This is a genomic window from Sorangium sp. So ce362, from assembly GCF_051519845.1.
In the GTDB taxonomy this organism is placed as follows: domain Bacteria; phylum Myxococcota_A; class Polyangia; order Polyangiales; family Polyangiaceae; genus Sorangium.
Window position 1 is genome coordinate 12699 of sequence record NZ_CP150332.1, and the last position, 22870, is coordinate 35568.

Here is a 22870-nt window from a genome sequence, read left to right on the forward strand (position 1 = left end):
GGCCGGCGACCGCGCCTGCTCGGCGCGACCGGGCAAGCCCCCCTGTCGCTACTCGCCGACCTGCGCCATGTAGCTGACCTGCGCGGCCGAGCCTCCCAAGGGGCTCAGCAGCGTGACGGGCGGCGCCACCATCCCGGCCGCCGACGTGTTGTCGATGACAACGTAGTAGAGGCCCGGGCGCAGCGCATAGCGGCGCGTCTCGATGATCCCGGGCTGGAGAGGGCCGCCCGCCTGCACCGGGCCGGGCGGGGGACCGAGCGGCTTGCCGGTCTGATAGGCCTCGCGCCAGGCGTCGCCCGTCGGCTTGTCGACGATCATGATGTCCACGGGGGCGCCCTGCACGCTCACCTTGAGGTAGAGCGCCTGGTCCGAGTCGGCGATCTCGAACGGCCCGAGGTAGTCGCGCTGGTGCGCGTGCACCTCGACGCTCTCGTTCGCGAACGTGTAGCGCTCGTCGTCCTCCACCTCGAACGGGTGGTGCGGCCGCTGGGGCGGCATGAGGATCCCCAGCGTGAAGTCCTTCCCGGTCTCCTCGTTGTAGAGGACGGTGAACCCGCGGGTCATCTCGCCCGCGACGATCTGGTTGCCGATCAGGTTGGCGATCCCTCCGAACGGCGCGACGTTCGCCATCACGTCGATGACGGGGTTCTCGACGTAGCCGAGCTGGAAGCTCGGGCCCTGCACGATCCGGTTCAGCCGTCCCCACACGTAGACGTCGTCGCCCGCGATCTGGAAGTCGGGCCGGTACTCGACGGACGTCGTGAGGGAGAAGCCCACCCGCTTGGCCGGCTGCATGTAGCCGTACCCCGTGCCGGTGATGTGCACGGTGACCGTCTGGGCCGAGTCGTTGACGTCGTACGAGCACTGCATCGGGAAGAACCGCCCCATGGCCGACGATCGGTCCTGCAGGCGCAGGGAGACCCCGCTCTTCAGCATCTCGGGGCAGATCTTGCTGGCGCCGAAGTTCGAGAACAGAAACCAGCGGAGGCCGGGGCTCGCGTTCACGGGACCGCTGATGCAGGGGCAGCCGACGAACGTGAACGACAGGGCGACGGCGGCGAGCGTCAGCGCGGCAGACGCGGTGGACGCGCGGGGGAGCGGGGAGCTTCGTGCGGGCACGCGGGTTAACATAGCGGGTCGACCTCGGGGCGAGAGCGGGTTTGCGCCGGGGAGGACGGCCGGTCCCGCCTCAGCGCACGAGATGCCATTGGACGCCGGGAGTGACCTCCAGATGCAGGTGATTTTTGTGCGCCCGGTCGTAGTTGGGGGTGAGGATCGACGTGAAGATGTGCTGATCCGCGGCCTCGCACACGATGGAGCGCAGCTCTCGCGCCGTCGTGTCCGCCGGAGGGCTGCCGCTCGCACCCCTGCCGGCCGCCCTGGGCTTCCCGGTCGCCCTGGCGCCCTCGCCGCACACCGGCGCGCCGCGCCTGCCGACGAAGTCGCGCTCGACGTCGAGCCACTCCTCCGCGAGCCCGTCGCCCACGCGCTCCTTGACGAACCGGTAGGGGTCGATGGCGAGCCCGCCCGGGTGCCTCGGGGCCAGCTTGCCCTCGGGCCACATCCTCGACGGAGGTCGCCAGGCCGAGAACATCAGCACCTCGACGATGTCGTGCACGCGCAGGATCCGGCTGAAGTCCGAGAGCGCGAGCGCGAGGCGGCAGTCGAAGACGTCGTTCGGGTTGTCCGCGCGCCGGTGGGTCGGCAGCGCCGTCCGGTAGAGGACCCCGCCGACCCCCTGCATCAGCCGCACCGGCGCGAGCACGCCCGGCGCGCGCGGCACCGGCTCGAACGCGATCTTCCGCCGCGCGAGCGCCGCGCGGCACTGCTCCGCGCTCAGGGCCGCGTAGCGCGCCGACGGGTGCTTCGCCCAGTCCTGATGGAACCGCACCTTCGGCTTGCCCTGCGCGCTCGGCGCGGCGGCGAGCGGGACGAGCGCGAGGGCGAGCGCGGCGGCGGTGGCGGCGTGACGTACGGACGGCATCGTTGCGGGGTCGGCCTCGCGCGGGCAGGCGAAGCGCCCGCTGGAGGAGGCGGAAAGCTGGAGGCGCCCGCCGGTGAGCGGGGCGCCGCGGAATTGCGCGCGGCGGCGGCGCCCATCCTACCGCGCCATTTGACCGGGCCGTGCGATCGCCTCAAAATAGCTCGCATGCGCATCCGTGGGCCCGGCGCCCGCTCGCGCCTCTTGATGTATGGGAGCGAAGGCCCGGCCCGCACGGCTTCCCGGTCCGGGCGGTCCCTGGGCCAGGTAGCCACAGCAGCGCACGCATGCGCCGCCTGCAGTTGACATGGGAGATTTTTCCAATCGCGCTCGAAAGATCCTTTTCGCAGCGGTCACCGAGTTCATCGCGACAGGCGACCCCGTAGGCAGCAGGACGCTTGCGCGGAAGTACGGGCTCGATCTCTCGGCTGCCTCGATCCGCAACGTGCTCGCGGACCTCGAGGAGGCCGGCTACCTCCACCAGCCGCACACCTCTGCTGGGAGGATCCCGACCGACCGCGCGCTCCGGTTGTTCATCGACGCGCTCGTCGAGCTCCGGTCGCTCTCCCCCGAGCAGCAGGCCGAGCTCAGCGCCAGGTTCACCGAGATCTACACGGTGGCGAGCGATCCGCTCCGCGAGACGGGGCGTTACCTCTCGGAGCTGTCCGGCGCCGCGGCGGTCGTCGCTGCGCCGCGGGCGGAGATCCGCGCCCTCTCCCAGCTGCGCTTCATCCCGACGAAGCCCGGGCAGCTGCTCGCCGTGCTCGTCTTCGCCGACGGCTCGGTCGAGAACCGCTTCCTCTCGATCGGCGAGTCGATCAACGAAGGGGAGCTCAACCGGATCCACAACCTGCTCGCCGACGTCATCGAGGGGCGCACGCTGGGCGAGATCCGGGACCTCTTCGCCCGCCGCCTCGCCGATGAGCGCCTCCAGATCGACGCGCTGAGGCGCCGCGCCTTCGAGCTCGGCAGCAAGGCGACGGCCGACGTGACGCGGCGGAGCCAGGTCGTCATCGAGGGGCAGAACCGCCTGATCGATCTGCCCGAGTACGCCGACGTCGACCGGCTCAGGAAGCTGATGAGGGCGCTCGAGGAGCGCGAGGAGCTCGTCGATCTGCTCGACCGCACCCTCGCCGCCGGCGCGGGCGAGGTCACCGTCTTCGTGGGCAGCGAGGCGGGCGATCTCGGCGGCGGACAGCTCAGCCTCGTCGCCGCGCCGTACATGGAGAACGGGCGCGTCGCAGGGACCGTGGGCGTGCTCGGCCCGACGCGGATGGACTACGCGAAGGTGATGCCGCTCGTCGACGCCACCGCCGCGGCCATGAGCGAGGCGCGCGGCAAGGTCAAGTAGCGCCCTTCCGGCGCGCCTCGCGGAGCCGCTCGAGCACCTCGTCGAAGTCGGGGGGCGGCGGCGCCTGGAACCGCATCGGCCGGTCGTCTGCAGGGTGATCGAAGCCGAGCTCGGCCGCGTGGAGCATCAGCCGCGGGGCGGGGATCCTCGGCCCGCGGTAGTCCCGCACGTAGACCGTCTCGCCGACGAGCGGGTGCCCGGCCTCGGCGAGGTGGATGCGGATCTGGTGCGTGCGCCCCGTCTCGAGGCGGCAGGCGACCAGCGTCACGCCCGCGGCGCCGGTCCCGTCCTGCGGCCCCGGGAGCGTCTCGATCGGCTCCACGTGTGTCACCGCGAGCTGCCCCTCGCGCCGTCCCCCCCTCGCCGAGCCGCGCAGCCCGTCGCCCCGATCCTCGATGAGGTAGCTGCGGTGGGTGCCGCGCGGGACGGCGCCGTGCGCGAGCGCCAGGTACTGCCGGTGCATCGAGCGGACGCGGAGCTGCTGCGCGAGGTGCTTCTTCGCGGCGAGCGTCCGCGCGAAGACGAGCACCCCGCTCGTCCCCTTGTCGAGGCGCTGCACCACGCCGAGCGGGGCCCGTCCGCGCAGACGGTCGCGCCGGGCCAGCACCTCCCGCACGAGCGCGTCGAGCGTCGAGGCCTGCTCCGCGGGGTCCTCGTCGCCGTAAGGGATGGTGCTCACCCCGGCGGGCTTGTTCACCACCACGACGCTCGCGTCCGCGTAGACAACGAGCTCGCTCTCGAGCTTGCGCCGCCGCACCGTCTCGGGCCGCGGCGCGTGCAGGCGGACCTCGATCGGCTCCCCGCGGAGCACCCGCCGCCGGGTGCTCGTCGCCACCGCGTTCCCGACCAGCACCTTGCCGGTCTCGATCAGCCGGCGCGCGTCGGACCACGAGACCGAGGCCAGCACCCGGACGGCCCCGTCGAGAGGCCTCCGATCCAGCTCTGCCGGCACCGTCCAGCGGCCATCCTGTGGGGGCCGGACCGGGGCGGTCGAGTCGGCGCCGAGCGGTTCGGCGTCCTGGATCTGGGGCGGCGGAGCGGGAGCGGCGGGTCGGAGCGGGCGCATGAGAGCTCGTTGGGGGCGCCTCGGCTCCGCCCACCGGCGTGGGGCCGGGCTCTACCGGCGCGGAAAACGCACATCCGCGGGGCTCGCGAGGCGAAAGACACCGCGAATGTTGACACATCGCGCGACCGGGGCCGAAGATATCGGAGCCGTCATCGCTTTCTCGCCATCTGAGAGGAGACCCGTTCGTGGCCAGCACCCTTCTCGCCGTAGACGACAGCGTGACCATGCGCAAAGTGCTCGAAATCACCTTTGCGGGTCAGGATTTCCGCGTCGTGACGGCGAGCAGCGCCGACGCTGCGCTGCAGAAGCTCAAGAGCGATAAACCCGACCTGGTGATCGCCGACATCACGCTCGAGCCGAAGAATGGCTACGAGCTGTGCAAGGCGATCAAGCAGGCCTCACCGGCGACGCCCGTCCTGATCCTGTCGTCCAAGCAGAACCCGTTCGATCCCGCGAAGGGCTCGAGCGCGCAAGCCGACGACCACATGGACAAGCCGTTCGACACCCAGCAGATGATCGACAAGGTCAAGAAGCTGCTGGCGTCGCGCGGCGAGGCGAAGCCCGCCGCCGCGGCTCCTGCGGCGGCGACGCCTGCGCCCGCGCGCACGCCCGCCGCGGCGCAGCCCGCCGCCGCGGCCACGAGCCCGCTCCAGCGCGCGAAGACCCTCATCTACACGCCGAACGCGCCCGCCACCAGCGCCGCGCCGGCCCAGGCCTCGGTCAAGACGGCGCCGGGCGGTGCGGGGAGCGTGCCGGTCACGACGACGATGGCGTTCTCGCCGACGCCGGTGTCCGGCGTGCCGAAGACGGCGTCCGGGCCCGCGGCGGTGGCGGCCACCGCCGCGGTCCAGGTCAACGGCCAGATGGCGAGCAAGCTCGAGGGCCTCGGGCTCACGCCCGAGCAGGTGGAGGCCGTGATGGCGCTTTCCCGCGACGTCGTGGAGCGCGTCGTCTGGGAGGTCGTGCCCGTCCTCGCCGAGACGATCATCAAGGAAGAGATCGCGCGCCTGACGAAGTAGCCGCGCGCCGCGGCCGCCGCGCGGCCGCGCTGCGCGGGAGCATGCGCGACCGCTGCTTTGCCCGGCGACGTGGAGTTGCTACGTCAGGGCCGCGCCTCGTTCCGCGTTCGGCGCAGCCATGAACGACACGCACGACAAGAGCAGCGGTGCGCCCGCGGATGCCGGCGACGAGACGGACGCGCTCGAAGCCGACGAGGTGCGCCTCGTGCCACAGGGCAACCCGCTCCGCTGGCGCGGCGCGGCTGTGTCCGCCGTGGGCGCCCTCCTCGCGTTCATCGTGATGGCGCTCGCGCCTCAGCTTCGCTGGGGGGTCCCGCTCGGCGCGCTCGGGATCGCCGTCGCGGCGCTCGGCCTGCTCGACTTGCTCGGCACGTTCGACGACCCGCCCGAGCGCGTCGCCGCGCGCGTCGGGATCCGCGACCTCCTCGGTCCGCTCGCGCTGCTCGGGGGCGGGCTCGTCGCGTTCTTCGTTCTCATCACGCTCAGCGTGGCGGGCTACCTCTCGCCGAGCTCCCTCTCGCGGGACGGCGCGCCCACGCTGCTCTCGCTGGCGGCGTCCGCCGTCGCCGTCCCTGCCGCGTTCCTCACGGCTGTGGTCGGCGTGTTCCGGCTCGGCGAGCGCCTCGGCCCCTGCCGCGTCGACGAGGCGGGCGCCCCGCGCCCCCTGATCCGGCGGCATGGCTTCTGGCTCGTCGCCCTCGTCACGCTGCTCTACCTGCCCATGCTCGGGAGCCACTCGCTCACCGACCCGTGGGAGACGCACTACGGCGAGGTCGCGCGCGAGATCCTGGCCAGGAACGACTGGATCTCCCTCTGGTGGGCGCAGGACGGCTGGTTCTGGTCGAAGCCGGTGCTCGACTTCTGGATGCAGGCGCTCGCGATGGCGGCCTTCGGCGTCCGCTACCGATCGGGAGAGATGCTCTCGGCGGTCGCCGAGGGGCGAACACCGTGGCCCGAATGGGCGGTCCGGCTGCCCATCTTCGCGCTCACGCTCGTCGCCGTTTACCTCCTCTACAAGGCCATCGCGCGGATCTTCGGCCGCCGCGCGGGGCTGCTCGCGGGGGTCGTCCTCACCACGATGCCGCAGTGGTTCATGGTCTCCCACCAGACCATGACCGACATGCCCTTCGTCGCGACGATGGCCGCGGCCATGGCGCTCCTCCTGCTCGGCATCCACACCGACGAGGCGGAGGAGGCGCGCGTCTACGAGGTCGAGCTCGGCGTGCTCAAGGTGGGCCTCTCGGTCTACCACCTCGTGCTCGGGGCGATCGTCGCCTGCGCGCTGCCGCAGATCCTCTACCTGCTCTCGCGTCACGTCGAGATCCACGCGGCGCCCTTCGGCCTGCGCCTCCACGGCGACGTCTTCAGCTCCGGCTCGCCGGGCAACTGCGGGCTGCCCGGCAACGAGGCCTGCCGGTCGGTGCTGCCCGTGCTCCCCGGCCTGCAGCCGGTGCTCCAGGCGATCATCTGGGCGCAGACGCTCGCGATCGTCCTGTACGCCAGCTGGGGCGAGCGGCGCGTGCAGCGGCTCCTCTTCCTCGCGGCGTGGTTCTTCGCCGCCCTCTCCACGATGGCCAAGGGGCCGGCCGGCTTCGGGCTCCCGGTGCTCTGCGCGCTCGGTTACGTCGTCGTCTCGCGCCGGTACCGCGACCTGCTCAAGATGGAGATCCCTGTCGGGCTGCTCGTGCTCGCGTGCGTCGCGCTGCCCTGGTTCGTCGCGATGTACGCGCGGCACGGCCAGCCGTTCACCGACAGGCTCCTGTTCCACGACATGTTCAAGCGCGCCTTCACCCACGTGCACGACACGAACGAGGGCGACGACGTGAGCTTCCGCTACTACGTGTGGCAGCTCGGCTACGCGATGTTCCCGTGGACGGGGCTCGTGCCCGCCTCGCTCGTGTGGTGGCTCCGGCGGCGCGAGGGGGGACCCCCGGGGGAGCCCGGCTCGGCCGAGGCCCGCCAGAGCGACGCCTCGGTGTTCCTGGCGATGTGGTTCATCTTCGGCTTCGCGCTCTTCTCGCTGATGCTGACGAAGTTCCACCACTACATCCTGCCGGCCGTCCCGCCGGCCGCGATGCTCACGGGGATCCTGCTCGACGACATGCTGCGGCTGGAGCGCGGCGCGGGCGGGCTCGCGCCGCGCTCGGGCAGCGCCTCCGCGCCGGCGCGCTCGCCCTCGACGGTCAGCTACGAGCGCGCGATGCTCGGCGCCGTCGCGATCGGCGCTGCGCTCCTGGTCTTCTTCGTCGGGCGCGATCTCGCGATGGCGCGTGAGGGGCAGGCGAGCCAGGCCAGGCTGCTGCACCTGTTCACGTACAACTACAAGCGCCCCTGGCCGCAGTCGCTCGATTTCTCCGCGACCCTCTGGGCCTTCACCGCCGCCGCGGCCGGCCTGTGCTTCTTGCTCATGGTCGCGCGCTGGCGCCGCCTCGTCCTCTACGCGCTCGTCTCGCTCGCTGTCGCGTTCACGGCGTGGGGGCTCGACGTGTACTTCGTGCGGACATCGCCCCACTGGGGGCAGCGCGAGACATTGCTCGCCTACATGCGCTCGAGCCAGGAAATCCCAGGGCCGCTCGTCGCCTACCAGATGAACTGGAAGGGCGAGAACTTCTATGCTGGCAACAAGCTGGCGGTCTTCGTGTCGAGCGGAAAGAAGTTTCAGGACTACATCAATGAGCAGAAGAAGAAGGGCGTGAAGACCTTCTACTTCGCCACCGAGCATGGGCGCATCAGCTCCCTGTCGAACGAGCTCGGCAATCCCCGCATCTTCGAGCGGCTCACGTCCATCGAGCTCAACAACAAGTTCCTCGTGGTTCGAGCAACATTCGAGTGATCGGGCGCGCCTGAAGGCGTTTATCTCACCGGCGCCGTCCGGCTGTGACGCTGTGTGCCTGCTCCGACCTGAAGACGGCGCTTGTAGATGTTCAACGGTACTGCTGCATCGGGAAATTCCTTGCACCTCTGTCGCGAGGGGAGCGCAGGAGCGCAAGGGAGCTCCGGTTCCGACGTCCTAAGTACCTGAATTCACTCCAGGAAGGTGCAGGCACGCATCGTGCTCTCTGTGAGCTCGAGCGTCGCGGCGGAGACCTCCCCCCCAGGTCCGCTGCGACGCTTTTTTTGCGCCGTGGAGCTCGCCGCACATCGTGCGACAAGCGCCTCAGTTGTCGGCGCTTGTCGGGGCAGCTTGCAACGCAGCGAAATGTCGATCCAGCGCGTCCAGGAGACCTGCTGTGGTGCTCACCTCGGCGGTCACGCCGACCCGGAGCCCCCGCTTCTCGGCGGTCGCGGTCGTGATCGGGCCGATGCTCGCGAGGAGCACGCGGTCGAGGCGCGCTGCGGCGCCCTCGCCGAGGAGATCGCAGAGGCTATCGACGGTGCTGCTCGACGTGAGCAGCACGACGTCGATCTTGCCCGCCGAGAGCGCCCGGAGCAGCTCCTCGCGGCGCTCGCTCGACGCGGGGCGGGTCTCGTAGACGGGCACCACGTCAACCTCGCAGCCGGCGGCGCGGAGGCCCTCGGGGAGCACTTCGCGGGCGACGAGCGCGCGCGCGAGGAGGACGCGGACCGGGGGGCGCGCCGCCCTGCGCTCGGCCAGCGCGGGATCGGCGAGGATGGCCTGCGCGAGCTCCTCGCCGCGGAACTCCTTCGGGACGATGTCGGCGCGGACGCCGCGCGCGGCGAGCGCGGCGGCCGTCCCGACCCCGACCGCGGCGAGGCGGGCCGAGCCGAAGGCGCGCGCGTCCAGGCCGAGCCGCTCCAGCTCCTCGAAGAAGCAGGCCACCCCGTTCTCGCTCGTGAAGACGACGGCGTGGTACCCGGAGAGCCCGCGGACCGCCTCGGTGACCCGCGCGGGGTGGGGGGGCGGGTGGATCTCGATTGTCGCGAGCTCGACCGCCTCGCCGCCGTGGAGGCGGATGAGACGCGACGTCGAGCGCGCCTGGTGACGCGGCCGGGTCACGAGGACCCGCTTGCCGAACAGCGGCTTCCGGTCGAACCAGCGCAGCGCGTCGCGCAGGCCGGTGACGGCGCCGACGACGATGACCGCGGGGCTCTGGAGCCCCGCCTCCCTGACGCCGCGGGGCAGCTCGTCGAGGCGGCTCGAGACGACGCGCTGGTCGGCCCGCGTGCCCCACTGGATGGCCGCCGCCGGCGTCGCGGGATCGCGCCGCCCCGGCCCTATCAGCCCCGCGACCACCGCATCGAGCGCCTGCATGCCCATCAGGACGCAGATGGTCCCGCGGACCGAGGCGAGCTCGCTCCAGTCGAACGCTCTGCCCGCTCGGGTGACGCCGCTGACGATCATCACGCTGGAGGCGATGTTCCGGTGCGTCAGCGAGATGCCGGCGTAGGCCGTCGCGCCGAGCGGAGAGCAGACGCCCGGCACCACCTCGAACGGCACCCCGGCCCGCGCGAGCGCCTCCGCCTCCTCCGAGCCGCGCCCGAAGAGGAACGGATCGCCGCCCTTCAGGCGCACCACGCTGCGGCCGGCGAGCCCGAGCGCGACGAGCTCCGCGTCGATCTCCGCCTGCTTCGCGTCCTTCACCACCCGATCGCCGCCGCGCTTGCCGACCGAGCGCACCTCGGCGCCCTCCCGGACGCCGTCCAGCAGCGCGGGGTGGACGAGCTCGTCGTGCAGCACGACGTCGGCCGTGGCGAGGAGCTCTGCGCCGCGCAGCGTGAAGAGCCCCGGGTCCCCCGGGCCCGCGCCGACGAGGTACACGACGCCCGGCCTGGCCGCGGCCGGCCCCCCGCCCGCGGCCCGCAGGGCCGCCACGCCGTGGCCTCCCTCCGAGGGGTCGTCACGCCTGGGAACCATCGTCAAACTCCCGTCGTTCTCTCGTTCATTCATGGCAGACGTTGATTGTCATAGCGATTCTGTAGTCAGGTTGACTCGGTGCGTTAATGGTATAGAATCGCCCCCGTTCGATTCAACGTCCGACGGTTTCTGGAGTCCATTCGATGAGATCTGTGAAACTGTTCGAGGAGCTGCGGAGCTCAGAGCGCGGCTTTCCGGACCGATGGTACGTCACCAACGGCGAGCGATCTGTCGGGCCCGTCAAGCTCGACCAGCTCGCGCGCGGCATCGAGAGCGGAATCGTCCCGCTCGATAGCTTCGTCCGCAATGAAACCTGGACCGTGTGGTGCCCGCTGTCCGACATTGCAATGGTCACGGTCGCCGCCGCGGAGACGCCTGCAGAGCAGCCGGACGAGGTCTCGGACGCGGACGACGACGATACGGTCCCGCTCTCGTCCCAGCAGACGCCCCTGACCCCGCCGCGTTCCGGGCCGGCGGCGCGCTCGAGCGCGCGCCCCGGAGCGGCCCAGCGCTGAGCGATCTCGGCGCGGCGGGGCGGGCGCGGCCGGAAGAAGGGAAGTGGATGGCCGGTCTCATGCTGGCGGTTTCGGGCGAACACTAGCCGATTCCTGCGCTCAGGCGATCCACGGATCGCGCGCGGCGAGACCGGAGCGGTCCCCGCGGGCGAAGGGCTGCTATGCTCCGCCGCCGTGTTCCCCACGAAGAGACCGCGCCGGCTCCGCCGCTCGCCCGCCCTCCGCGCCCTGGTGCGGGAGACGTCCCTCAACCCGGGGGATTTCATCCTCCCCCTCTTCTTCAACGAGGCGCTCGACGCGCCTCGCCCGGTCGGGACGATGCCGGGCGTCTCGCAGCTGCCCGTGAGCGCCGCGGCGGCGCAGGCGCGGCTCTGCAAGGAGCTCGGCATCGGCGGGACGATCCTGTTCGGGCTCCCGCGCATCAAGGACGCGTCGGGATCGAGCGCGTACGACGCGGACGGCCCCGTCCCGCGCGCCGTGAAGGCGATGAAGGAGGCGGTGCCGGAGCTCCTCGTGATCACCGACGTGTGCGTGGACGAGTACACAGATCACGGCCACTGCGGCCTGCTCCGGCAGGACGCGTCCGGCGCGGTGGACGTCGACAACGACGCGACGCTGGAGGTGCTCGCGCGGGCGGCGCTCGTCCACGCCAAGGCGGGGGCCGACGTTGTCGCGCCGAGCGACATGATGGACGGCCGCGTCGCCGCCATCCGGCGCGCGCTCGACGCCGAGTCGCTGGCGGGGACGGCGATCCTCTCCTACGCCGTGAAGTATGCGTCCGGCTTCTACGGGCCGTTCCGCGAGGCGGCGGACTGCGCGCCCAAGTTCGGCGACCGGGCGGGCTACCAGATGGACCCAGGGAACGCGCGCGAGGGTCTTCGCGAGGCGGCGCTCGATGAGGAGGAGGGGGCTGACATGCTCATGGTCAAGCCCGCGCTCGCGTACCTCGACGTCATCGCGCGCGTGCGCGAGGCGACGACGCTGCCGCTCGGCGCCTACAACGTCAGCGGCGAGTACGCGATGATCAAGGCGGCCGCGGAGCGCGGGATGATCGAAGAGAAGCGCGCGGTGCTCGAGCTGCTCACGTCGATCCGGCGCGCCGGGGCCGACTTCATCCTCACCTACCACGCGCTCGACGCCGCGCGCTGGCTCGGCTGATCCATGCGAAGCCAGGGCGCGGGCGGAGGTGCTGCGCGGCGCTCGGGGTGGGCCGCCGCCTGCGCGGTGGGGGCGTCGGCCGCGCTCGCGGCGGGGTGCGCGCCGAGCCGGTGCGACCGGTCCGAGAGCGCGAACCCGCCCATCGAGTTCACCGAGGCCGCGCCCGAGGGGGGCGTCTACGAGACGTCGGCGCCGGACGGCGAGCTCCTCTATTTTCCGGGCGGCATGCGGTACGCGCTCAAGCACGGCCTCGGCGCGCGGCCGCGGTGGTGGCAGGTCTACCTGTCGTTCGAGAGCGACGGCACGAAGCGCGGCGGCACGCTGGCGCACGCGGCGGGCAACCAGGCCGAGGTGACCTGCGTGGACGACGAGCACCTGATCGTCATGAACGACAGCTGCTCCGAGTACTGGATGCGGGTGGTCGCCGGAGGCGCGGACGGCGCTGACGAGGGCGCGACGGGAGGCGCCGTCGCCGGCAAGTGCTACGGCGACGACCCGGAGCCCGCTGAACCCTAGGCCTGCGCCACCGCCTGCCGGGCGAACTGGAGCCGGTACAGCTTGCTGTAGACGCCGCCTGCGGCGAGCAGATCCTCGTGCGTGCCCTGCTCGACGACGCAGCCCTTGTGGAAGACGACGATGCGATCGACGGCGCGGATCGTCGAGAGGCGGTGCGCGATGATCAGCGCCGTGCGCCCCTCCATGGCGCCCTCGAGCGCGCGCTGCAGGCGCGCCTCGGTGTCGCTGTCGACGTTGGCCGTGGCCTCGTCCAGGATGAGGAGCGGCGGATCGCGGTAGAGGGCGCGGGCGAAGGCGATCAGCTGGCGCTCGCCAGCGCTGAAGTTGCTGCCGCGCTCGAGCACCGGGGCGTCGAGGCCGTCCTCGCGGCGCTCGAAGAGATCGAGCGCGCCGATGCGGTTCAGCGCGTTCACCACCTTCGCGCGATCCGGGGTCGCGTCGCCGGCCGCGATGTTCGTGAGCACCGTGCCGGGGAACAGGAACACGTCCTGGGGGACGACGGCGAACTTGCGGCGCAGCTCGTCGCGAGGGTACGCGCTCACGTCGCGGCCGAAGACCCGCACGGCGCCCTCCTCGACGTCGTAGAGGCGGAGCAGCAGCGACGCCACGGTGCTCTTGCCGGCGCCGGTCGCGCCGACCAGCGCGACCTTCTCGCCGCTCCTCGCAGCCATCGAGACCTGCCGCAGCACGGGCGCGCCCGGCTTGTAGCCGAACACGACGTTGTCGAGCTCGAACGCGACGCCCTCGTCCGCGGCCTTCGCCGCGCCGCTACAGCTCGCCGTCGCCGTCGCGTCCTCGTCCTTGTTGTCGAGCAGCTCGAAGATGCGCTCCGCGCCGGCCATCGCGGACTGGAGCAGCGTGTACCGAGCCGAGAGATCGCGGATCGGGACGAAGAACATGTCGATGTAGGCGACGAAGGCGAACAGCGTCCCGAACGAGATCTCCTCCTTCAGGCTCTTCACGCCGGCGTACCAGAGCACCGCGGCGATGCAGACGCTCGAGACCATCTCGATGGCGGCGTCGAGCGTCGCGTCGAGCACGATGGAGCGGTTGTTCGCGCTGCGGTAGGCCGCGTTGATCTCGTCGAACTCCTCGGCCGAGCGCTCTTCCCTGGCGTAGGCCTGCACGACGGCCATCCCGGAGACCTGCTCGTTGAGGTACGCGTTCATCCTGGCCGTCTTCGCCCGCACCTCCCGGAAGGCGTCGCGGATCCGGCGCCGCGTCCAGTTGACGCCGAGGGCGACGGGGGGCACCGCCGCGAAGGCGAGCAACGACATGCGCCAGTCGAGCGACACCATCACCACGACGATGACGGCGAGGCGGATCAGATCGCCGAACGCGTTGAGCGCGCCGGACGCGAACATCTCGCCGATCGCGTCCACGTCGTTCGTCACCCGCGTGACGAGCCGGCCGACCGGCGTGCGATCGAAGAACCCGAGGCGCCTCGTGTGCAAGAACCCGAAGACGCGCACGCGCAGGTCGGCCATCGCGCGCGCGCCGGCGAGCTGCATCAGGTAGAGCTGCGGGAACGCGAGCGACTGCTCCGCGAGCATGATGCCCGTGAGCAGGAAGCCGTTGCGCGTGAGGCGATCGAGCCCGCCGGGCGAGTCGAAGGCGTCGAGCGCGTCGCGCATGATGAGCGGGCGCATGAGCGCCAGCAGGGCGGTGACGATGAGCAGCGACAGCGAGAGCGCGAGGTGCTTGCTCTGCGGGCGAACGAACGGCCATAGCCGCAGCAGCATGCGCGCGTCGTACGCCTCGCCGAGCTGCGCCTCCTCGTGGAAGCGGCTCAGCACGTCCTCGGTGCGGCTCGCCTTCTTCGCCCCGCGGCCCCTGTCCGCCGCCTGCGCCGGCCGCCGCGGGCTCGCGCCCACCTCTCCGGCGGCCGAGGGGCCGCTCGATTTCGACCGCATCGTCGCGCTTTCTCCGGGGCTCGGTTGCGTCACGAGAGCCCCACCGGCTGCGAGGACGGCGACGCCTCGAGGGTCGCGAGATCCTCTTCGAGCTGCTGCTCCTCGGCGAACGAAGCGTACAGCCCGCCCGCGCGGACGAGCTCGTCGTGCGTGCCGCGCTCGATGACCTGGCCCTGCTCCAGCACGACGATCGCGTCGCACCGCCGCGCGGCCGCCACCCTGTGCGTGATCAGGATGACGGTCCGTCGCGCCGCCTGCCGCTCGATCGCCTCGAGGATCGCCTGCTCGGTCTTCGCGTCGACGGCGGAGAGCGGATCGTCGAGGACGAGGATGTTCGGCTCGCGCACGAGCGCGCGCGCGAGCGCGACGCGCTGGCGCTGTCCGCCGGACAGCTGCACGCCCCGCTCCCCGACCACCGTGTCGAAGCCGTCCGGCAGCGAGAGGATCTCGTTCAGCACCTCGGCCTCGGCCGCGGCGGCGCGGATGGTCTCGGACGAGGCGGGCGAGTCCGGATCGTCGAGCGAGTAGCCGATGTTGCGGGCCACGGTGGTCGAGAAGAGGAACGCGTCCTGCTGCGCATAGCCGATGCTGGCGCGCACGGTCTCCAGGGGCAGATCGCAGATGTCGATGCCGTCCAGGAACACCGCGCCGCGCGGCGTGGGCATGAGCCGGGCGAGCAGCGTGGCGATGGTGCTCTTGCCCGAGCCCGTGCGCCCCACGATGGCGAGCGAGCCGCCCGCTTCGACCTCGAAGCTCACCCCGTCGACCACCTTCCTGGCGCCGTGGGAGAACGTCAGCTCCTTGACGGAGAGGGCGCCGCGGATGACCTCGGGGGACGGCGTCGGGCCGCTCACGACCTCGGGGATGGCGTCGAAGATCGCCTTGAGCCGCACGTAGCCGGCGCGACCGCGCTGGACGATCGCCGCGACGAAGCCGAGGGCGAGCATCGGCCACGTGAGCCGCAGCAGCGCCAGCCAGAAGGAGACGAAGTCCCCCCTCGTCATCTGCTTGTCCAGCACGAGCTGCCCGCCGTACCAGAAGACGATGAGCACGCCGACCGAGCTGATGGCCCCCATGAGCGGCCCCATGGATCCGCGCAGCTTGGCGAGGGTGAGGCTCTTCTCGAGGTAGGCCTGGTTCGTGCTCGTGAACGCCGCCATCTCGGACGCCTCGAGCGCGAAGGAGCGGACCACCCGGACGCCCGCGAGGCTCGCGAGGACGCGGTCGCTCATGGCGCCGATCGCCTCCTGGTTGTCGCGGGTGCGGACGAAGAGCTTGCTCGAGAACGAGCGGGTGACGAGCATCAGCGCGGGCATCGTCAGGAGCGCCGCGAGCGTGAGCCGCTCCGAGATGTGCAGCATCACGTACAGGGCGCTCGCGAACGCGAAGACCGAGCCGACGACGTTCAGCAGGCCGAAGCCGAGGAGGAGGCGCACCTGCGTCAGGTCGTTCGTCGCCCGGCTCATGATCTCGCCGGTCGGCATCTTGCGGAAGAAGGCCGGCCCGAGCTTGTGCAGGCGCGCGAGCAGGATCGCCCGGAGCTCGTACTCGACGTTGCGGCCCGCCGTGAAGATGGTGACCCGCGAGAAGACGCGCATGACCGCGGCGCCCACGCTCACCGCGAGCATGATGAGCGCCGCCCGCGAGGCCTCGTCCGACTGGAGGCCCACGGCGGCGTCGACGGCATCCTTGACCAGGAAGTCGCGCTTGGCCATGAGGAGCTGCTGCATCGCGAGCAGCGCCGCGCCGGCCAGGTAGAACGGGAGTTTGTGGCGGAACTGGGCGGCGAGCCCGACCGGGTAGGTTGAAGGATCGCGTTTGACCATTGAGGAGAGTGCCGCGCGGCGACGCTCAGCGCGCCTTGCGGGGCGTCGGCGCGAGCGGCTTGCGGTGCGACGTCGAGAGCGCAGGCCGATCTCGGGCATCGGCCACGAGATCGAGCTCGTCGAGATCGAGCCTCGTCGAGAGCAGGCCGAGCAGGACGCGCGCCCCTCCGCGCCCGTCGAGCTCGCTCACCACACCGATCTTGTCGCCAAAGGGCCCCCGCCGCACGCGCACCCGGCTGCCCTTCTCGAGCACGCCGCCCTTCGCGGGCTCCGGGGTGGCCTTCGCCGTGGCGTCCGGCTCGCCGGACGGGCCGCGCTGCGCCCGCGGCGCGTGCTCGACCGGCGGCTTCCGCGGGGCTTCGGCCTTCGTCGGCTGCTCCGCCTCGCCGTGCGGCGCTCGCCGGGCCGGGGAGCCGCCCTCTCCGCCGTGCCTCGGCGAGGGCCGCGGCTCTCCTCCGCGACCGGCGCCGGCCGCCGCCTTGAACAGCGTCGCCAGGGTCGGCCGGCGGGCGGGGAGGGCGGCCTCGACGCGCTCGTCGCCGCGCGCCCGCGCCTGCTCCATCGATCGCTCGCGCGCCCGGGCCTGCTCGGAGCGCCACCGCTCGTTCTCGGCCTCGATCTCGGCGTGGGCGCGCGCCCGCTCCTGCTCGATGCCCTCGAGCTTGTGGTCGAGCGCAATGCGGTCGTTCTCGCGCGACCACGCGACGAGCCGGTAGATGGGGGTGAGCGCGACGAGCGCGTCCTCGAGCTGCTCGTCGAGGATGTCGGCGTGCTCGACCGCGGTCTCGCGCGGGACCGACCAGCCGATCCAGAGCGGCACCTGCCCGTCGGCGGCGCGGCGGAGCATCTCGGCGATCGCGTCGGGCGTGGCCGCGCTGCAGGCGACGCGATCGCCCCCGCCGGCGCCGAAGGAGAACTGCTCCGGGAGCGCGTGGAGGGCGCTCGTGAGCTCGGCGGCGAGCGGCGAGGCCGGCTCGCCCGTCGCCTCCTCGGTCGCCGAGAGGCGGGCCCGGAGGTTGTCGACGTCGACCTTCGCGTCCGGGTGGACCGCGAAGCACACCTGCACCTCGCCCTCCGAGATGCGCAGCGCGAGGAACGCGTGCCGCGTGTAGGGGCTCGGATCGTCGATCGCGTCGGAGATCGAGCGGCCGCGGTCGAGCAGGCGGTCGAGCTCGTCGCGCGCCGCCTGATCACGCCAGAAGAAGACCCACTGGCAGTCGGCCCGGTGCTTGTTGCGGATCGAGGGGTGCTCGTCCGAGCCGTGAACGTCGACCGAGATGCCGAGGTCGCCCAGCCGGGCGACGACGCAGCGCGCCCAGGCGAGCGCGCGCTGCTTCACCTCGAGGCGCGGGCGTGAGTAGGCCTTCGAGGTCGCTTTTTCGGCGGCGTACGCGTCGAAGTCACGAGCGGTGAGATGCAGGGAGGGATGGCTCATTGCTTCGACTGGCTGCGAGGCGCGGCGTGGGCGGGGGCTGCCCTTGGTGGGTCACGGGAGTCGCGGGAGGAGCTGCGCTCCTCGTGAAAGTCGCGCGGATGGTATCGTGAGGAGCTTCGAAATCAAAGCCTCCGCGCCGCGCGATCGATCCCGGCGATGCGTGGAGGCGGCACGCTTGACCGCCATGACAAGCATGTCACCGTAGGCACTCCCGTGCCCCATCAAGAGGGCGATCCCACCAATATCACCTAGATCCCCGCGTAAATTGCGCATCTCCGGCGCAGCGGGGCCGCTCCCGGGCGCTCCTGTTCCCCGCGTTATCCGAGCTTACCCGAGCACCCGAGCCCGTGAGCCTGCGAGGCCCGTCGGCCTGACGAAAGAGGAATCATGGAACAGCATCGAGACGAGCACATTGTCTGCGCGAGCTGCGGCACGTCGTTCCTATTCTCGGCTGCGGAAGCCGCCGTCTACGCCGAACGGAAGCTCGCGGCCCCGCCGAAGCGGTGCCGGACCTGCCGCCGCGCGCGCAAGGACAACCGAGGGGAGCACGAGAGCGCGCCGACCGCTCGCGCGGCACAGAACCAGCGCCCTGGGCCGGCCCGGAGCGCCGGCGGGTACCGCGGCGCGGCGCGCGGTGACGGTCGGCCCCGGAAGCCCCACTACACGGGCGACGTGAACGAGTACCGCAGCCCGATGCAGGACGCGTACTCGGGGCTTGCGCCCGCGTGGACGGCGCCGAGCGCCTACCCGCACCGTCCGCGCGGCGGCGCGCCCGTCCGCGACGACGGCAACTACCGCGCGCCGTCGTTCGCCGGCGAGCGCCGAGCCGTGCCGCAGGGCCGCGGCGCGCCGCAGCAGCAGCAGCGCAACCGTCCGACGTTCTCGATCACCTGCAAGTCGTGCGGCTCCGAGGGCGAGGTCCCGTTCAAGCCTGTCGAGGGCCGCGACGTGTTCTGTCAAGCGTGCTACCGCGCGCGCAAGCCCTCCTGAGAATCCCGTCAGCGCAGCGGCCTCGAAGCGGCGCAGAGGCCCGGCCATCGTTGGCCGGGCGCCGGGCGCCGGGCGTCGGGCCTCTGGCGAGCGGAGCTAGAGGCTGATCTCGCAGGCGAGCTCGGAGGTGAAGCCGAGCTCGCCGAGCGTGATCGTGACCTTTACGCCCCCGCCGGACGCGCGGCGCGCCGTCTCCTCGACCATCCCCACGACCCACAGCCGGAGCGGCAGCGAGGCAGGGTCGAAGTCGCCGATGTGGAGCGTCACCCGCCCGGTCGGTCCGGTCGCCACGCGCCATGAGCCGAACGTGAAGAGCCGCGACCAGATCGAGGTCCCGCGGCGCATGAGCGACGCGATGTCGGTCAGCGGGCGGGCGAACAGCGTGCGCACGAGGCTGTGCAGCTCGCCGCCCACGCCGAGCCTGCCGATGTCGCGCCAGCGCTCGAGATCGCGCAGGACCAGCGACGTCGCGAGCTCCATGTACGCGTCGAGCGCCTCGAGATCGTATCCGACGAGCGCGTTGATCGAGTCGTGCTTGAAGTCGTCGGCGTAGCGGAGCGGCATCTGCGCGACGACCTCATCGCGGGCGCTCCTCCCGTACTCGTCGACGATGGTGCGATCGACGCTCCGCAGGACGGGGCCGCGCACATGGTACTGCCCCGCGAAGCGCGCCGGCAGCGGCCGGACCGGGGTGACGTTGGGCCGCCGCGTGTCGCGCTGCCGGTTGAGCAGGGCGCCGAAGTCGGCGCTGCGCACGGTCGGCTCGGCGCGGAGCCCGAGGTCGGCGCTGCGCACGGTGGGCAACGACTCGCCGCGCTGCGAGAGCATCGAGGGCTCCGAGCCTCGGTTCCGCAGCGCGTTCGAGAGCGTCGCGCCGGGCGCGGGCTTCGCCGGCTCGGACGACGGCCGCATCATGGGCGGCGCCTCGGTGACGCGCCCGCCCGACACGAGCGGCGGCGAGATGCGCATCGGCGGCGGAGGGTTCATGTCGAACGCCGTGCCCGCGCGCGATCGGTCGCGCGAGGACGAGAGCCGATCGCGCTCGTTCTCCAGGGCGCCCCCGAGGCTCAGGGCCATCCGCCGCTGCACGTTGATGAGCCTGCCGAGCGCCGCCGTCCGTCGCGGCGGATCTGGCGCGACGCGCTCGAGCTCGCGGACGACGTCGCCGGCCGTCTGGAAGCGCTTCGCGGGATCCTTCTGCAGGAGCCGCTGCACGATCGCCTCGAGCCGCGGGTCGACGGTCACGCCCGCCGAGGCGAGCGTGGGCACCTCCGCGTGCACGACGCGGAACGCGGTCGCCACGGCGGTCGGCGCGCGGAACGGCCGCGTGCCCGTGAGCACCTCGTAGAGCAGGACGCCCACGGAGAAGAGATCGCTCCGCCCGTCGAGCGGCGACTCCCCCGTGGCCTGCTCCGGCGACAGGTAGTCCGGCGTGCCGAACACGACGCCCGTGCGCGTCCGCGGCGAGGGGCCGTCGGAGTCGAGGACCTTGGCGATGCCGAAATCGAGCAGCCGGACGACGGCCGAGCCGCGGCTGGGATCGAAGGCGATGAAGATGTTCTCGGGCTTGAGGTCGCGGTGGATGATCCCCGCGCGGTGCGCGGCGTCGAGCGCCTCCAGCACCGGGAGCGCGACCCCGACGGCGGCCTCCATGTCGAGGCGGCCGAAGCGCGCGAGCGCCATGCCCAGCGACTCGCCGTCGAGGTGCTCCATCACGATGTACGGACCGAGCTCGCCGACGCCCGCGTCGATCACGTCGACGATGTTCGGGTGGCGGATCCGGTTGACCGCCTGCGCTTCCTGGAAGAACCGGTGAGAGAGCTCCGAGTTGTCCGCCAGCTCGGGGTGGAGGAATTTGATCGCAACGGCGCGACCTGCGAGCACGTGCTCCGCCCGGAACACGTCGCCCATGCCGCCCCCGCCGATGCGCTCCGCGAGGCGGTACTTGTTGTCGACGAGGAGGCCGGGGGTCGGGGGTCGAAACGCCATCTGCTGCCGCTGGCGGGCGAGGGACCAAGATCATGGTCCCCGAGAACACGCGCCCCTGTAAAGGGTTGGGAGGCACGCCCCTCCCGAAAGCTCGATCCTATTCCTTCGGTGCACGTCGCGGCTAGGTTACCTGCTCCAGGTGTGGGGCGGATCGCAGCGTGAGGCTCCTTGCCGAGGGGAGATCACGGCTCAGGTGCATTCTTCCGCAGTTCGACGATCCGGTGGGTGATCTCCGCGAACCCGCGGCCCATGGGATGGGAGGCCACGAACCGCGGCGGCACCGACAGCTTGCCGAGGTGGGCGCGCACGTTGGCCACGCCGAAGGTCAATGTAAATGCAGCGAAGGCGACGCCGTCGTTGCCGCTGTCGCCCACGAAGGCGTAGCGGTACCGGGCCCGGGTTGGATCCTCTCCGAACCGGGTCGAGAGCAGGCGTACGGCGCCCGTGGCCTTGTCGGCCGGATCGCGGGTGAGGTGGAGGTGGACGCTCGAGACGAGCGTCCTCACCCCCCGCTCGCGCAGCATGGCGCGCATCTTCTGCACGTCCTCCGGCGGGACGCGCCGGTGCTCTCCGATGTCGATGGTAACGTCGGTCACCCGCTGGTCGTTGTCGTCCGCGAGCGCAGCCGCAGGAAAACGACGCACCATGTCATCGGCGAGCGCGACGAGCTCGGCCCGACGGGCCCGCCGTGTGTCGCGGTCCAGCGCGTCGAGCTTGACGACGCGGCCTGCGCCGGCGCTCGGGGCGAGCCCTTCTCCATGGCCGGCGATCGGACCGGCCAGCTCACGGACCAGCGCGACGGCTCCGTTCTCGACGATCGTCGCGTCGATCGGCCATTGCCGCTGGATCACCTCGCCCCATCCGGCGGGCCTGCCGGTGCAGGCGATCAACGCGAGCCCCGTCTCGCGCAGGCGGAAGAGCGCACCGTAGGCGGCCTCGGTGAGGGCGCCGTGATCCAGCACGGTGTCGTCGAGGTCGAAGATCACCCCGGCGAGGCCGCGCGCGTCGTCGGGGGTCAGCAGGGAGAGTGGTTTCATCGGGCGATCGTCAGAGCGCGTCGATGCGCGCGATGAGGCTCTTCAGGTAGAGCCCCTCGGGGAAGGCCGCGGGGACGGGGTGGTCGCCCCCCTGGAAGTGCCGGTCGAACACCGCTGCCTGCATGCGGGCGTCGCGCGCGCCGAGCGCGAGCGCCCGGGTGAGGTCGTCGAGGCTCACGGCGCTGGAGCAGGAGCAGAGCACGAGGATGCCGCCCGGTCGCGTGGCGCGGCACGCCCCGGCCGCGAGGCGCCGGTAGGCCGTGAGCGCGGCGTCCTTGGACGCGCGCGTGCCTGCGAGCTTCGGCGGGTCGCAGAGGACGAGGTCGAAGCCGCCCTGCATCGACGCGCTCTGCAGCGCCTTGCGGGCGTCGTCGCGCGTGAAGCTGATCCGGTCGAGCAGCCCGTTCTCCCGCGCGCACTCCGCCCCGACCTCGAGCGCCGTCGCGCTCTCGTCGATCGCGAGGACCTCGCTCGCCCCGCCGCGGGCCGCCGCCATGGCGAACGTGCCGACGAAGCAGAACGCATCGAGCACGCGCCGGTTGTGGGCGAGCTGCTCGACGCGGGTCCGCAGCGTCCGCTGGTCCAGGTAGAACCCGGTCTTGTGGCCGAGCGCGAGCGGGATCGTGTACCGCAGCCCTCGCTCGACGAACTGCAGCCGATCGAGCCCGGGGTCGCCGCGCACCACGCCGGTGTCGGCGGTGAACCCCTCGAGCTTGGCGAGGGATTCCGGGGTCCTGTCCACGATCGCGCGCGGCGAGAGGGCCGCCTGGAGGGCGTCGAAGATCACCCCCTCGCGGCGCTTGACCCCGATCGTCCCGAGCTGCACGACCACCGTGTCGCCGAACAGATCGACGATGAGCCCGGGCAGTCCGTCCCCCTCCGCGTGGATCAGCCGGAAGGCGTCGGTCTCGTGGCCAGGCGCCCGGCCGGGCAGGCCGAGCTCGCGGCGGTGCGCGATGGCGCGCTCGATCCGGTGCCGGAACAGGGCCGCGTCGATCGGCCTGTCCTCGCGCGTGTACATGCGCACCGGGATGGCCGAGCGCGGGGTGTAGAGCCCGCGGCCGAGCACGCTGCCGTACGGATCGGTGACCACGACCTCGTCGCCGGCCACGGCGCCGCCCTCGATGCGCGCGATCGCCTGAGCGAACACCCAGGGATGCCCCGACCACACGGGCCGAACATGACCCTGCTTCAACGTAACCGTAGGCATGATGGAACCCGATTGCTCTCGATGTTGGCAGGGCTGCCGACGGGGGCG

17 protein-coding genes are annotated in these 22870 nt (G+C 71.8%); 7 read left to right on the forward strand and 10 right to left on the reverse strand.

Annotation, left to right across the window (positions count from 1 at the left end):
• Nucleotides 1-48 precede the first annotated feature (48 nt).
• Complete coding sequence (locus tag WMF17_RS00040) at nucleotides 49-1119, reverse strand: hypothetical protein (RefSeq protein WP_437599921.1); 1071 nt, start codon at nucleotides 1117-1119, stop codon at nucleotides 49-51.
• Between the two features lie 70 nt (nucleotides 1120-1189).
• Nucleotides 1190-1984, reverse strand: coding sequence for a hypothetical protein (locus WMF17_RS00045; RefSeq protein ID WP_437647284.1), 795 nt, complete (start codon nucleotides 1982-1984; stop codon nucleotides 1190-1192).
• 304 nt (nucleotides 1985-2288) lie between these two features.
• On the opposite strand from WMF17_RS00045, the gene hrcA reads away from it, so the two are divergent.
• On the forward strand, nucleotides 2289-3332 hold the full coding sequence (gene hrcA / locus WMF17_RS00050; RefSeq protein ID WP_437599923.1) for a heat-inducible transcriptional repressor HrcA: 1044 nt from the start codon (nucleotides 2289-2291) through the stop codon (nucleotides 3330-3332).
• On the opposite strand, the gene WMF17_RS00055 is transcribed toward hrcA, so the two are convergent.
• On the reverse strand, nucleotides 3325-4398 hold the full coding sequence (locus WMF17_RS00055; RefSeq protein WP_437647286.1) for an RluA family pseudouridine synthase: 1074 nt from the start codon (nucleotides 4396-4398) through the stop codon (nucleotides 3325-3327). The genes hrcA and WMF17_RS00055 overlap by 8 nt on opposite strands.
• A gap of 185 nt (nucleotides 4399-4583) precedes the next feature.
• Between WMF17_RS00055 and WMF17_RS00060 the strand changes: the two genes are divergently transcribed.
• Nucleotides 4584-5417 carry a response regulator transcription factor gene (locus WMF17_RS00060; RefSeq protein ID WP_437647288.1) on the forward strand — a complete coding sequence of 278 codons (834 nt, stop codon included), beginning with the start codon at nucleotides 4584-4586 and terminating at the stop codon, nucleotides 5415-5417.
• Between the two features lie 118 nt (nucleotides 5418-5535).
• Nucleotides 5536-8250 carry an ArnT family glycosyltransferase gene (locus WMF17_RS00065; protein ID WP_437647290.1) on the forward strand — a complete coding sequence of 905 codons (2715 nt, stop codon included), beginning with the start codon at nucleotides 5536-5538 and terminating at the stop codon, nucleotides 8248-8250.
• A 324-nt stretch (nucleotides 8251-8574) separates the two neighbouring features.
• Here WMF17_RS00065 and cobA read toward each other — a convergent pair whose 3' ends face one another.
• Nucleotides 8575-10233 carry a uroporphyrinogen-III C-methyltransferase gene (gene cobA / locus WMF17_RS00070; RefSeq protein WP_437647292.1) on the reverse strand — a complete coding sequence of 553 codons (1659 nt, stop codon included), beginning with the start codon at nucleotides 10231-10233 and terminating at the stop codon, nucleotides 8575-8577.
• 143 nt (nucleotides 10234-10376) lie between these two features.
• Between cobA and WMF17_RS00075 the strand changes: the two genes are divergently transcribed.
• The 3 genes from WMF17_RS00075 (at nucleotide 10377) to WMF17_RS00085 (ending at nucleotide 12422) form a co-directional block, all read left to right on the forward strand.
• Nucleotides 10377-10748, forward strand: coding sequence for a DUF4339 domain-containing protein (locus tag WMF17_RS00075; protein WP_437599929.1), 372 nt, complete (start codon nucleotides 10377-10379; stop codon nucleotides 10746-10748).
• 174 nt (nucleotides 10749-10922) lie between these two features.
• A complete protein-coding gene (gene hemB / locus WMF17_RS00080) occupies nucleotides 10923-11906 on the forward strand; it encodes a porphobilinogen synthase (protein ID WP_437599931.1) in 984 nt (327 codons plus the stop codon).
• Nucleotides 11907-11909: 3 nt separating this feature from the next.
• A complete protein-coding gene (locus WMF17_RS00085; RefSeq protein WP_437599932.1) occupies nucleotides 11910-12422 on the forward strand; it encodes a hypothetical protein in 513 nt (170 codons plus the stop codon).
• Here the strand turns inward: WMF17_RS00085 and WMF17_RS00090 are convergent.
• From WMF17_RS00090 to nusG, 3 genes are read right to left on the reverse strand one after another with little or no spacing between them, the layout of a single operon-like run.
• Nucleotides 12419-14335, reverse strand: a complete 1917-nt coding sequence (locus tag WMF17_RS00090) for an ABC transporter ATP-binding protein (protein WP_437599934.1) — start codon at nucleotides 14333-14335, stop codon at nucleotides 12419-12421. The genes WMF17_RS00085 and WMF17_RS00090 overlap by 4 nt on opposite strands.
• Nucleotides 14336-14364: 29 nt before the next feature.
• Complete coding sequence (locus tag WMF17_RS00095) at nucleotides 14365-16161, reverse strand: ABC transporter ATP-binding protein (protein WP_437647294.1); 1797 nt, start codon at nucleotides 16159-16161, stop codon at nucleotides 14365-14367.
• A 25-nt stretch (nucleotides 16162-16186) separates the two neighbouring features.
• Nucleotides 16187-17596 carry a transcription termination/antitermination protein NusG gene (gene nusG, locus WMF17_RS00100; protein ID WP_437599936.1) on the reverse strand — a complete coding sequence of 470 codons (1410 nt, stop codon included), beginning with the start codon at nucleotides 17594-17596 and terminating at the stop codon, nucleotides 16187-16189.
• Nucleotides 17597-17983: 387 nt separating this feature from the next.
• Here nusG and WMF17_RS00105 point away from each other — a divergent pair, with 387 nt between their 5' ends.
• Entirely contained in the window at nucleotides 17984-18586 is a 603-nt protein-coding gene (locus tag WMF17_RS00105; RefSeq protein ID WP_437647296.1) for a zinc-ribbon domain containing protein, read from the forward strand.
• Nucleotides 18587-18682: 96 nt separating this feature from the next.
• Here the strand turns inward: WMF17_RS00105 and WMF17_RS00110 are convergent, their stop codons facing one another.
• From WMF17_RS00110 to WMF17_RS00120, 3 genes are all read right to left on the reverse strand, one after another.
• Nucleotides 18683-20575: a serine/threonine-protein kinase gene (locus WMF17_RS00110; protein WP_437599938.1), complete on the reverse strand. Its 1893-nt coding sequence runs from the start codon at nucleotides 20573-20575 to the stop codon at nucleotides 18683-18685.
• 182 nt (nucleotides 20576-20757) lie between these two features.
• A complete protein-coding gene (locus WMF17_RS00115) occupies nucleotides 20758-21612 on the reverse strand; it encodes an HAD hydrolase family protein (protein WP_437647298.1) in 855 nt (284 codons plus the stop codon).
• A gap of 10 nt (nucleotides 21613-21622) precedes the next feature.
• Nucleotides 21623-22822: a class I SAM-dependent rRNA methyltransferase gene (locus WMF17_RS00120; protein WP_437599941.1), complete on the reverse strand. Its 1200-nt coding sequence runs from the start codon at nucleotides 22820-22822 to the stop codon at nucleotides 21623-21625.
• Nucleotides 22823-22870 lie beyond the last annotated feature (48 nt).